The organism is Bacteroides sp. HPS0048, from assembly GCF_964240755.1.
GTDB lineage: Bacteria > Bacteroidota > Bacteroidia > Bacteroidales > Bacteroidaceae > Bacteroides > Bacteroides nordii.
On sequence record NZ_CAXSVC010000010.1, the window covers coordinates 168,248 to 181,515 of the forward strand.

Annotated in this window: 12 protein-coding genes and 1 pseudogene; all 13 read right to left on the reverse strand. The window is 32.1% G+C overall.

All coding sequences use genetic code 11. From position 1 onward, the window contains the following. Positions 1-8: 8 nt before the first annotated feature. Positions 9-788, reverse strand: coding sequence for a polysaccharide biosynthesis/export family protein (locus ACESQI_RS10570; protein ID WP_002561532.1), 780 nt, complete (start codon positions 786-788; stop codon positions 9-11). Between the two features lie 130 nt (positions 789-918). Continuing rightward, positions 919-2,001, reverse strand: a complete 1,083-nt coding sequence (locus tag ACESQI_RS10575; protein ID WP_002561533.1) for a DUF1972 domain-containing protein — start codon at positions 1,999-2,001, stop codon at positions 919-921. A 29-nt stretch (positions 2,002-2,030) separates the two neighbouring features. Continuing rightward, positions 2,031-3,137: a glycosyltransferase gene (locus ACESQI_RS10580; protein WP_195348609.1), complete on the reverse strand. Its 1,107-nt coding sequence runs from the start codon at positions 3,135-3,137 to the stop codon at positions 2,031-2,033. 70 nt (positions 3,138-3,207) lie between these two features. Next, entirely contained in the window at positions 3,208-3,726 is a 519-nt protein-coding gene (locus ACESQI_RS10585; RefSeq protein WP_025867608.1) for an acyltransferase, read from the reverse strand. 2 nt (positions 3,727-3,728) lie between these two features. Continuing rightward, positions 3,729-4,631 carry a glycosyltransferase family 2 protein gene (locus ACESQI_RS10590; RefSeq protein ID WP_025867609.1) on the reverse strand — a complete coding sequence of 301 codons (903 nt, stop codon included), beginning with the start codon at positions 4,629-4,631 and terminating at the stop codon, positions 3,729-3,731. 31 nt (positions 4,632-4,662) lie between these two features. Then, positions 4,663-5,883 carry an O-antigen ligase family protein gene (locus ACESQI_RS10595; RefSeq protein ID WP_025867610.1) on the reverse strand — a complete coding sequence of 407 codons (1,221 nt, stop codon included), beginning with the start codon at positions 5,881-5,883 and terminating at the stop codon, positions 4,663-4,665. A gap of 133 nt (positions 5,884-6,016) precedes the next feature. Next, positions 6,017-7,210, reverse strand: coding sequence for a Coenzyme F420 hydrogenase/dehydrogenase, beta subunit C-terminal domain (locus tag ACESQI_RS10600; protein ID WP_025867611.1), 1,194 nt, complete (start codon positions 7,208-7,210; stop codon positions 6,017-6,019). Positions 7,211-7,215: 5 nt separating this feature from the next. After that, positions 7,216-8,727, reverse strand: a complete 1,512-nt coding sequence (locus ACESQI_RS10605; protein WP_237977469.1) for a lipopolysaccharide biosynthesis protein — start codon at positions 8,725-8,727, stop codon at positions 7,216-7,218. Position 8,728: 1 nt separating this feature from the next. Beyond that, complete coding sequence (locus tag ACESQI_RS10610) at positions 8,729-9,838, reverse strand: polysaccharide pyruvyl transferase family protein (protein ID WP_002561540.1); 1,110 nt, start codon at positions 9,836-9,838, stop codon at positions 8,729-8,731. A gap of 661 nt (positions 9,839-10,499) precedes the next feature. Beyond that, the gene (gene rfbB, locus ACESQI_RS10615) at positions 10,500-11,573 is read right to left on the reverse strand and encodes a dTDP-glucose 4,6-dehydratase (RefSeq protein WP_223382295.1); all 1,074 of its coding nucleotides are present in this window, start codon (positions 11,571-11,573) and stop codon (positions 10,500-10,502) included. Positions 11,574-11,577: 4 nt separating this feature from the next. Next, on the reverse strand, positions 11,578-12,432 hold the full coding sequence (gene rfbD / locus ACESQI_RS10620; RefSeq protein WP_025867615.1) for a dTDP-4-dehydrorhamnose reductase: 855 nt from the start codon (positions 12,430-12,432) through the stop codon (positions 11,578-11,580). 2 nt (positions 12,433-12,434) lie between these two features. After that, positions 12,435-13,004, reverse strand: coding sequence for a dTDP-4-dehydrorhamnose 3,5-epimerase (gene rfbC, locus ACESQI_RS10625; RefSeq protein WP_007486813.1), 570 nt, complete (start codon positions 13,002-13,004; stop codon positions 12,435-12,437). A 138-nt stretch (positions 13,005-13,142) separates the two neighbouring features. Further along, a pseudogene (locus ACESQI_RS10630) lies at positions 13,143-13,268 on the reverse strand (glucose-1-phosphate thymidylyltransferase); the annotation flags it as partial.

The following is a 13,268-nucleotide window of genomic DNA, read 5'->3' on the forward strand; positions in this document are numbered from 1 at the left end:
AGGCATTTTTATTTAAACATAGTCACTAAGAGTGAGGTTATAGAGGCAAGTACGGATACTCCGGACAACCATACACCGACAGAATTGTTGGAGTTGATACGACTTTGTCCCGTTTTTGCATTGTTTGGCTCTACATATACAATATCATTCTGCTGTAGATAGTAACAAGGCGACTGAAAGATATCTGATGAACGTAAATCATGATATAGGATACTACGTTTACCATCTTTTTCACGGATTACGGCTACACGGTCACGGCGGCCATAGATAGTTAAATCACCAGCCATACTCAATGCTTCAAGCAATGTTATTCTGTCTCCTGAAATATCGAATGTTCCCGGACGTCCTACTTCACCTATTACAGAAACTTTGAAGTTAAGGAATTGAACTGTTACAATAGGATCTTTGATTAATTCTTCTTCAATTAATCTCTTTTTAATTAACTCGGTCACTTGCATACGGGTTAACCCTTCTACATGGATTTCTCCTAAAATAGGGAAATCAATATTGCCGTCTTGATTAACGAGATAACCAACTAACCGTTGTTGGCTAACGTTCTGTCCACCTATCTGATAACTTACTAATGGCATATTGAAAGGTAAAGCTAATTCAGGATCTTTACTGTTTACTATAATGGCTAACAGGTCATCTTTGTGGATGATAACCTCATAACTCTTATCAATTGCTTCTTCTTTGATAAGAGAAATGTCTTGTAAATAAAGCACTTCTTTTGGAGCTGAACAGGCCGCAAGTAAAACGACCATACAGATTAAAAATGTATGTTTCATTTTTTAATAAAATAATTAGTTATTGTTGTTTGAATTTTAAATTAATATTTGAGAAATTTGAAAAGAGAATTTGTCAATTGGAGGGGACTACTGGAAATTTTATTAATAAAAGTGTAAAATAATAGTTGCTTTAATAATATATACTATACTGATTAGCAATTGTTTCCCATTTATAATTTCTATTGGCAATCTCTAACATGTCTTTGGCGTTTTGTTGTAAGATAGTATTGTTTTTTTGAGTTAATTCAAGAAGATCTTTTTCATTTTGAAAATAGCAAGCCTTTTTTTGAGTAGTTTCGCGATTGTATATAACGTCATAGGCAAGAATGGGTACACCGAAAAACATAGCTTCCACTAATGACGGATTTGTGCCTCCTGCACTATGCCCATGAATATAATATTTACAATTTTTCCGTAGTGCATATAGTTTCTGCAAATCATAAATAGGATCTAATATCTTTATATTATTATGTGAAATATATTTTTTTTTCAGATCTTTTCCATACTCGCTTCTTTCCCAGTTGCCAATAAATATCATTGGTATATTGCTTTGTGCGAAAGCCTCCAATATTAGATGGCAATTATTTTCTGGTTCAATTCTACAGATAGTTATGGCATATTCACCAGCAGATAAATTATAATGGTTTAAAATGTCATATTGTTGTTCACTGGATATGGTTTGTTGTACATGGTCACCTCCATATGCTATTAACACGGTTTCTTTACCATATTCATTTTTTACATACTCTTGTATTCCTTTGTTATCTGCTATTATCACATCGGCATATTTTATGGCCATTGCTTCAGAATATTTGAGGAACTTTCTTGCAAACTTTCCCCATTTAGCCCGTCTGTGTTCTATCCCGTCTATATTTATTATTAATTGTTTGTGGCATAACATACGGAAGAAGGGTAAGAAGATACATCCTGATACCCCTAAAACTAAAATAGTATCGTAGCCTTTGATTACTTTCATTAATGAATAGATATCATATGGAGTGCTTTGTATTCCATTTGCATGGAAAAAGGGGATATATTTCAAAACAGCTCCTTTATAAACTTTCATTTGTTTTTCATAATCTTTACTACTGCAAAATACGGTATATTGAATATCAGAGGGTGTGTTTTCACCGATCATATTCTCTACCAGTGTTTCAAAGCCACCATATTTTGCGGGTACACCTTGTATACCTATGATTGCAACTTTCTTCATTAATTATAATATTATAATAGAAATACGGATTATTTTTTTATCCATTTAGAGAATTCATTGGAGAATGATGTAATTTCTTGCCTGTTAGTGTAGGTGCTATATTCTGTATCTATATAGTAGTCTGTATACTTGGTATGTCTTTGTATAATTTTAGAGAAAGTATTGGTAAAAGATGGAATATCTAAGTCCGTAAGCATTCCAAAACTTTTGAATTTAGATAACATCATATTGAAATATGGAATATTACTTGCGATAATCGGCTTTTTAAAATAAAAGGCCATTTCTAAAATTCCACTTTGTGATGTTTTTCTATATGGCAGTACTACATAATCAGTATTTTTATATAAGAATACTAATTCGTCATCATTAATATGTTTTAGAAAAACTTGAAAAGACTGTGGATGCATGAGAGGAATTTTATGAATTGTCCCATCAAAATCCTTACCCGCAATGATGATGTTTAACTTCTCAGCTTGTTCTTGAGGTAATGCATTAATTGTTTGGATTAGTATGTCTATTCCTTTATTATAATTTATATTTCCGAAGAATAATATATTTATTTTATCTTTTGCAATTGAATGTTGAATCTCTTTTTCTACCTGATTTTCATTACATGTTTTTTTGAAGCAATATTTAAAGTGTGGAACAGATAATCTCAATCCTTGAAAATCATATTCATTAAGAAAGTTGTTTGTGCGTTGTGAGTGCGTTATTACACTTTTTATTTTAGAAGAGTATATGTTTTTGAACCATTTTTTTAATCGTAGATTTGCATCTACATTCTGTCCTATTGCTTCATGAATATCGATTATATGCTTTGGCGCCTTAGAAATTATCCATAGAAAGGGAATGTCAATACTATTTCCATAAGTCAAATATATGAAACAGGCTTTTTTATTAGATAGAACCTTGATATATAACTTAATGTAATTATATACTAAGAAAATAATTCCAATGAGCTTATTGACTGAATAGAAGTTTAAAAAGAAAGACGTAGCTTTGTCTTCCGGATAGTTAGATAAAATATTTATTTTTTCATTAGGTAAAGGGTTGGATAGTACTTTCTTGAAAGCATCATTATAATAATGCATACCACAATGAATACCTAAATAATCAACAATAAAGATTTGTTTCATTTCTATAACTGAGATAGATTAGTGATTTCGTATAATATCTGTCTTATAAGTAATTGGGGGTATATAATAATTAACGTGGCTTGAATAGCTCTGTATTTACAGGGATTTCTAATTCTTCTTTATATCTGTTACAGATAAATCGTGCAGGAGCCCCTCCCCAAACTGTATAAGGAGGTATATCTTTATTTACAATAGAACCAGCTCCGATTATAGCTCCATCACCGATAGTAACAGGCTTGGTAAATATAGTATTACTTGCTATATATACATTTCTTCCTATATGAATTTGGCCACGATAGTATGCATGCTCTTTTAGATTGTAGACATCATAGTAATGAGATAAGAGAATACAACCATCAGCTATTGCTGTTCCTTTTCCGATGAAAATATCTTCAGGGTGAATCGTGTCTATTGATATTTTTCCAATACGTACTACTCCTTTTTCAATAGATACGCCCAGAATACGATAAATTTTTGCTCGCAAAAATCTGGAAACGGGTATAACATTGCAACTTTTGAAAATCAGAATTTTTATATACCGTTTTATGCTAAAATCATATTTAGCACGATTTGATTTATTTATATCCACAATTATATATTTTTTGTAAATAGTAATTGAATTAATTTTAACTTGTTGCTGAAAAGGTCTTTTCTCAATAAAATTAAAGGAATCCAAAGGCCTAAATAGAAAAAACGAAAACATATATAAGCGGAATACTTATTATGCTTCTTAATATAATATAGCTTACTTGTAAATATATTCTTCATTCTATTAAATGACCAGGCACTGGATTGGGATGGATCGCTACCTCCTTCTAAATGTATAATTTCTGGCTCATTGATTATTAATCTTTTATATCCGTTTATAGCCATCCTATATTGCCAGTCTACTTCTTCACAATACATAAAAAACATCGGGTCAAAACCCTCTAATTCTTGATATACTTTATATGGAATGAATAAATCTGCTCCAGTTATGTAGTCCACTTCTTTTGATTCTTTTATTGCTGGTGGATATAAATAGTCAGTATTATTTTTGACACCGAATATTTTAGAGTATTTGGTTAGGACATTTTTGAGTTCTGATTTTATTGTGATGAATTTGCCGTATGAATGAATATTATTTCCATTATTATCTTTCAGAATAGTTCCTGTTGCTCCTAACTTGTCTGTATAAGAAATAGAAAATTCAAAAAAGTTTTTTATAGCATTATTACATAATATTGTATCAGAATTTAGGAAAAACAGATACTTCCCGGAAGCTTGTTTGATACCTAAATTATTGGCTTTTCCAAAACCTAAATTAATATTACTTCTTATCAATTTTACTGTCGGAAAGTCATTTTTGAGCATTTGGCATGATTCATCGTGTGAGTCATTATCTATAACAATTATCTCATATACTACTTCTCTGGTATTTGTGATAATAGATTGGATACATTGTTTTAATAAATCACAAGTATTGTAATTTACGATTATTATAGATACGTCCATTTAATGTTATTTTTAGAATATGTAAAATAAACTAAGCCTTCTTAAAGAAGATATTGATATTATTCGATGTTGAAAATAATGGATAGAAAACGAAAGCAAATCTAATGCAGTTTGTTGAAAACAACGTATCATTACTTAAAAATATCAACATCACCAGGAATGATACTATCATATATCTCATATATTTTCTATATTCTATATTATCCATTGCTTTGGTTCGTTTATATGCATAATAATATAGGCCGAAGTAGATAGTTAGAAGAACTATTCCTCCTCTTGCTATTGTACCAAATACACCAATGTCTGCTAAATAGAATTGATAACCAAAAAAAGCATGAAAACCGAATTCTCGAAATTTGTAAGATAGATTTCCAAAGCCCAATACGGGATTGTCTATTATATAAGGTATTACACTTTCTATCGAATTTAGACGTGCTAACGTTGAATTGTCAGATGTTTTTATCCCTTCGAAAATACTAAAGAATCGTTCCAAAAATGAAGAGTCATATAAAATAATAGCTATAATAATCACTATGGGTGATAATCCTAATACAAAGCGTTTAATAGTTAATCTTTTCATTCTAATATAATATATGAAATAGATTATTCCAACTAATGCAAGGGGTTGTCGGCCTTTGTTGACAAAAATAAGATATACCATTAAAATAATAAAGGGGATAAATATCTTTTTATCATTAGGATTATCCATGAACTTTAGTAAATAGTATATATAAGATATAAGCATCATAGCTGAACCGGTGAATAATTTAGCTCCTTTTATAGAATCTTCTGTAGAAGTTATTTCTACAGAGTCTGTACTAAATAAATATGGTTCAATTGTGACATGGTTGATACCAAAGAAAAAGAATGCTATAATTGAGACTATAGCTATGCAGATATTTATATTATTGATTTGTAATAGTAATAACCGGTAATCATATTTTATAGAATAGAGAAAAAAACCGAATAGGATAACCCATAAGTATCTTAGAGAAACGATTCCCATGAATATGGGTTGTTCAAAAATAATAGAACTTTTGTAGGAACCATAAAGTGGAAATAAAAAACAATATAGGATAAGTGCAAAAGTTAACTTTGATAGTTTCTTTTTTATGAATAATTCGCGTCCTAAAGACAGTGTTCCCAATAATATAATTCCATAAAAACAAATAGAAAGAAGAGCTCCACTTTTAAAAAATTGTAGGCAATCTGTTACATATAAAATTGTTATTAAAACTATATATTTAGACATAATTAGTATGAATTCGAGTAATTATAGCAATGATTGGAATAATGTGCTGATTATTTGATAGTATAGAGATTAAACTTATTGGTAGATTTTGAATGTGTCATTTATATCTGCATCATTCATTTTTATATTCAGTTCAGATCTTAATTATTCGAATCGTTTTTAAAATTTTTCTTGGTATTCTTCTAAATAGAAGATCGGGTATATATAATAATTGATTCTGTATTATATTTCTTTTGAGTACCTTTCTTATAGCAAACAGATATCCCTTACTTTCGCATAAGTAGATAAATTCTTTTTGATATGGATGCCTCGGAAAGGGTGCTCTTAATGAAGGTCCGTATTTAATAGCTTCCGCGTATTTACGTTCCACCGATTGTATTTCGTTTGTTTCATCATATCGTATAGTATTATAGATAGTAAGTCCTTTATCAGTGTTGGGCAATACTATGGATACGTTATAAGGATTGTATTTAAATGGAGTTTCTTTCCCTAATCCGATGAAATCTCCAATGGTTATATCTGATATTCTTTCTGGGCGAGCATAATTGCATGTATAGCAATTTTCTCTCAAAGTGATTCCTTTTAGAAATCCGGAAAAGTAATATTGAGAGTATGCAGATTTACAATATTTGAGAGTATTATCATCCCATAGTGATAATTGAAAATTTTTTCTGTCATTTCCTCTAAATCGGACGTCTGTAATATGAGGAATTTTATTTCTTTGTTTTAGATACTCTATCTCATCTATAAAATAAGATGTGGGAGACACACCATGACAGATAAGATCTATAGTTAGAAGATTGGAGTACTCTTTTTTTAGAAAAGAATAAAGTCCGGCAATCTGGCAGGGAGTTGCTATGTAAAGAACTTCTTTGTTTTGTGTTAAATCTTTTTTTATATCTTTGAAACATTCTCCTACCAGACTTTGTGTATATTTAGATCCTTTGAAATATTCTAAATCCTCTAACGTTTCAGATCGTGTAGTAATTGGGATCAGGTCTTTTGTATAACGTGTTCCGTATACAACCCCTTTCTTTTGTTTTATAATGTATTCAGAAAATACAGTTGCTATACCTCCAGATGCACATTTTTTCCGTTTTTCTTTATTTTTGGTCCAGGTAGCATAGCATTTTATAGGTGATTTAAATTCAAACTCACAGTTATTTGGACATGATTTAATGCAGAGATTGCAATGTATACATTTTTTGTAGTCTATAGTGGGGTGTAATATTCCTATTGAATCATTTTGCATTGTAATGCAATGGCATGGACATGCATTGATACAGGCATAGCAGCCTGTACATTTTTCTTTTGGACAAATAATCATGTAGCTTATATACTAATTTTTTTATCTTTTAATTGTATGATTTTGAATACCCATAAGAGCAAACAATATAGAATAAACCAAATAATACCTTTTAATGTAAAAATAAACAGGTATGTGATTTTATTACTTATATTATCTATGTGAATTACTTCATAGGGAAGTAGATATGTTACCCCAAATGCTATTAGAGAGAATAATGTAGGTTTGATGAAAGCGATAAACATCTTCTGTCGGTTTAATTTGAGTATTTTCTGGTAATAGGCTACATAATAAGAACCTATTACTATAATGACATATATAAAATAACCGATTACAGCAGAACCTACTCCATAGTGTTTACAGAGTAATGCATTTATTATCATTGAGATTATGCATGATGTAGCAGAAATATATACTAATACTTTCGTTTTTCCATAAGCTAATATTAAGCTATTTCCGGGAGTTGTATGGATTTGTATAAGAACAGTTACACACCATAGTATTAGCCAAATGTACAAGTATTGATACTCTATTCCCACATATGCAGAGATAATTTGTTTAGCTCCTAATATAAAAGGAATACATAATATATTGGCTAAAATGGTGGTAATAGTTGTTCCCTTATATGCGAATTTCTCTATTTCATCTTGGTTCTTTTGGGCAATTAACTCAGAACTTTTAGGTAAAAATATTCCGGTCAAAGTACCTCCAACCACAATAATAAACAATGGTATGACTTCTATAATCCGATATTCTGCTGCTATATCGGCAGCATTGCTTGCAAGCATTCCTAATATTAACGGACGGGATTGTGTCGCTGTAACTTGAAATAGAGATAATGCAAATAATGAGAGGCTATACATTAATACGATTTTGAAATCGTTCCAATAAAATTTTATTTTAAAATTATCGATTAAATTATCTTTTTTACATTTATATGCATAAGGGATTAATAGAAGTGCTACTATTAAATTAAAGAAAAAGAAATAATTAGTTAAGCCTATATTGAAGAATAGGGTAGCAATAATCAAAATGGCTTTTAAGACAGAGATGATGCATTGTATCTGTTGGGTATAAGCCATTTGTTTATCTGCAACCAATAATTGATTGTACGATGTTGTTACCCATGTCAATAATGAGAAGAGAGCAAGAATAATTAAGCAGAGTCTAAGTGTGAGAAATTGCTCATGAGTGATGTTGAATAATCCTTCTCCCCAAATAGCTATTGCCAATAGACCTATAGTGTTAATTAGAGATATTAACATGTAGAATGTCGTATTTGAGTGTGCTACGCGATAGATTAAATTTATTTTTCCTTCTGTTTTCCACTGTGAGTAGAACTTAATCGCTCCTGTGTTCATTCCCAAATCCAGAAGATGCATATATCCATTGCAAGCTGTAGCAAGTGAGAGTACTCCATAGTCTGCCTGTCCCCATACACCTAACAGTAAGGGTACGGAGATAAAATTTATAATAGCATTAAGTATCTTAGATAATGTACTCCAGAAAAAAGAGGATATGTAATAATTGGATTTCATCTCAACTTTCTATTGCATTGATCAAATAAGCCATGGAGTCGATCCGATCTTTTTCTAAGATGCATTTAATTGGATCATATTTGATTTTTTGTGTAATATCTTTGTGGGGTGTGTATATTCTTTCTTGTAATTGATAGTGTTCTAAAAGATCATAAATTCGGGAATTTTGCGATTTATTATCATCATTATTAAAACGGAGAAATTCTATAAAATCAATAGAGAGATTGATACTGATAGCCGTAGCATGGAATGAATCTGTACATACTAATTCAGCATGCTGAATTAGCCAAACAAACTCTTTGGGCCCTGCATTTGTATATACGATGCTTCCTTCGATATTAAAATTTCTGTTCTCTGCAGATTGGATAATAATAAGGCTTTGAATCCCGGTTCGCTCTTGTATATCTATTATTTGAGGTTCATAATTATCTCGGTTTCCAATAAGATAACAAAGTATATATTTCTGAGGAGTAACAAACTCTATAACTGCATTCTGGGCAAATGTAATCCAATCCTGAGGTGTTAACAGGAATGTTGGATCTAGTACATTAGCGATATCTTGTCTGTTAAGGAGTTTACCTATAAGGTCACAACCTGTTTTTTCCCGTAGTCCGATGTGATCAAATAATGATATATGCTTTTTATATAATTCAATTTTATTTTTAGGAAGTTCTTTTACTCCAATACTGGAGGCATATGCTATTCTTTTATTTGAACTGGCAAAATTTAGTAGGTAAAATTCACTTAAATGGAAAGGGTTCCATATCTGGTCACTCCCTGTGATAAAGATGGGATAGTTTTTTAGTAAAGCTTTATATTGTTTCCGGGTATATACATGTTTTATTGATATATCTTCCTGAATGAATTTGAGAATTTTTTTTTGTTTTAAATCGTTTATGGCTTTTACTGATTTTATCGTTTCTTCAAAGTTGAAAAAGGATAGTACATATCTGAGGTGAGCTTTCCAGGAAAAATTATTTGAATTAAATGCTGCTATTAAGTCACACGGATATCCTAACTCTTTGATTTTTTTATATAATGCATAAACTTGAACATTTGTTCCATAGTTTTTGCTTCCATACCAGGTTATTAAACCTATGTTTTTTTTCATGTTGTTATTTTATTAAAGTAATATCCAGATTTTATAAGCAGATATTACCATTAGAATAGTCCAAACTAAAAACAAAACTCTTTTGCTGAGTATAAAACCATATAATTTAAAATACTTGCCTATCAGATACATTAATAAAAGAATCTGAAAATAAATATTGAAATTCTGATTAGCAATGAATAGTTCTATGCTGCTGATGGAAAATAAGCAAAGTATGAAGGTGCTCAAATGTTTTTTAGGTACTTTCTCAAGACTGGTATTCATACCTGGGAGAAGTAATAAAAATAGGAGCCAATCCATCGGAACCTGATATCTTAAACAGAATGTATAAATTGATGGGTGTAAATAACTTTCGGAAAATAGATCTTGTTTTAAAGATAATCTTATTATTAAATAACTGATAAAAAGGATAATTATCCATATTGTAATATTGTATGATTTACTTGGTGCTTTTTTTGTGTTTAAGTATCCCAAAAGCAACATGAGTGAACCGGTTGTCATGATAGAGGCAGAGTATTCAATGAGGATTGTTTGGGGGATAAATAAATACCAAAAATAAATAGCAATAAGTGCCAATGTTAGAATGAATAACCCGGCAATATTATGATTTATATAATTCATGGAGTGTGGTCACCCTTTATTTGAATGTTGTTAAATCCGTTTATCTTCCTTTATACATACCTTCATAGTACTTCTCATACTCCCCTGAAGTAATATTATCCATCCAATCCTGGTTTTCTAAATACCATCTTACCGTTTTTTCAATTCCCTCTTCAAATTGTAAACTTGGTTCCCAACCCAGCTCATTTTTTAATTTGGTAGAATCGATGGCATAACGAAGGTCGTGTCCTTTACGATCGGTAACATACGTAATCAGGTCAAGTGAATGGCCTTTGGGATTTCCCAGTAAGCGATCTACGGTTTCGATGATAACCTTGATGATGTCTATGTTTTTCCACTCATTAAATCCGCCAATATTATAAGTTTCGGCAATTTTTCCTTGGTGGAAAATGATATCGATAGCACGTGCATGATCTACCACATACAGCCAGTCGCGTACATTTTCACCTTTACCATATACTGGCAATGGTTTTCTGCAACGAATGTTATTGATGAATAGTGGAATTAGTTTTTCCGGAAATTGATACGGACCGTAATTGTTACTACAGTTGGTTACAATTGTCGGCATACCATATGTGTCGTGAAAAGCACGTACGAAATGATCCGATGAAGCTTTTGACGCTGAATAGGGGGAATGTGGATCATATTTTGTTGTTTCGGTAAAGAATGTACCGTCAAACTCTAATGTTCCATATACTTCATCGGTTGATATGTGATAAAAACGTTTGCTTTGATAGCCATCTTCAGAATTTTCCCATAATAACTTGGCAGCTTGTAGTAAGGAGAGGGTTCCCATTACGTTGGTTCTTGCGAAAGTAAACGGGTCTTTAATACTTCTGTCTACATGGCTTTCGGCTGCCAAATGAATAACTCCGTCTATCTGGTATTGGTTGAACAATTCCATTATCCTGTCGAAGTCGCAGATATCTGCTTTCACGAATGTATAGTTTGGAGCGTTTTCGATGTCCTTCAAATTAGCTAAATTGCCGGCATAGGTCAGTTTGTCGAGGTTGATGATATGATAATCAGGATACTTATTTACGAACAAACGTACTACATGGCTACCGATAAATCCGGCTCCGCCGGTAATCATTATATTTCTTTTGAATGTCATGGTGTTATGCTTCTAATTCGTTAATACATTTGATAAGCGAATCTTTCCAATGAGGAATGGTTATGTTAAAAGTCTCTTTTACTTTGCTTTTATCTAAAACGGAAAAATGCGGGCGTTTTACTTTACTTGGAAATTCATTACTGTGACAGGGCTGAATATCGCATGTGTGGTTGCTTAATGCAGCTATTTCTTTAGCAAAATCATACCATGAACATACGCCTTCATTACTAAAATGATAGATACCCTGTTTGGCTAATTGATTTTCATTTATAATTTTGATTATGAGTGCAGCCAGGTCTCCTGCATAAGTAGGAGTACCTACCTGATCGAATACGACTTTTAGTGTATCGCGTTCTTGGGTTAGCCGTTGCATTGTTTTTACGAAATTGTTACCGAACATCGAATATAACCAGGCAGTACGAAATATGAGGTAGTGGCATCCGGATTCCAGAATAGACTGTTCACCTGCTAATTTTGTTTTTCCATATATTCCTAATGGATTGGTATCCCATTCTTCCTGACAGGGAGTGTTTTTATCCCCTTGAAATACATAATCAGTAGAAATGTGAATTAGAGTTGCATCTATTTCTTTGGCGGCAATTGCCAGGTATTTTACTGCCAGGTTATTGATTAGATTTGCTGTTGCTTCGTCCTCTTCGGCTTTGTCTACATTAGTATATGCAGCACAGTTTACTATAACATCCACCTGATTATTTATTGTTATTCTTTGTATGGCGGCTAAATCGGTGATGTCTAGTTCTGCTACATCGGTAAATATGTAATGATCGGAGCTTCTTGCGGACACTCTACGCATTTCGTTACCCAATTGTCCGTTGGCTCCCGTCACAAGTATATTCATTCTTAATACAGTTTTTCATCGTAATTAAAGAGCCATTCGCTATCTTTCAAGCAGGAATGGGCTTTGTCTTTTTCTGAGAGAACCACATCGTTTGCCGGTATTTTCCAATTGATTTCCAGAGCGGGATCATTCCATGCCAGAGCACCTTCGCTTTGTGGTGAGTAAAAGTTGTCACATTTATATTGGAAAATAACCTCTTCGCTCAATACACTAAACCCATGTGCAAACCCACGGGGTATAAAAAACTGGCGATGGTTTTCCTCCGTCAATTCCACAGCCACATGCTGTCCGAAAGTAGGGGAACCTTTGCGGATATCTACGGCAACATCCAGTACTGCACCTTTTATCACACGTACCAGTTTGCTCTGTGCAAAAGGAGGTTTCTGATAATGCAACCCGCGAATTACACCATAACCGGATTTGGATTCATTATCCTGAACAAACGTCGTTTTACAGATCTTTTCTTCAAACTCTCTCTGATTGAAAGATTCGAAAAAGTAACCACGCTCATCTTTAAAAAGACGTGGCTCGATAATGACTACGCCTTCTATGGAAGTCTTTATTATATTCATAATTTGATAGGAAAAGTATACGATTTAAAAGAGAAATATAAAGGTGTACATTTTTGTGTGACAAGAATGTACATTATTACACTGCAAAAGTGTACACTCTTGTTATACAAAAATGTACATTCTTATATCAGTTGATATTCAATGCTTTAACTCGTCTATTACTTTCAGTAAATATTGCCCGTACTGATTCTTCAGCATCGGCTTTGCCAGTTCCTGCATTTTATCTGCCGTTATCCAGCCTTGACGTAATGCAATACCTTCCAG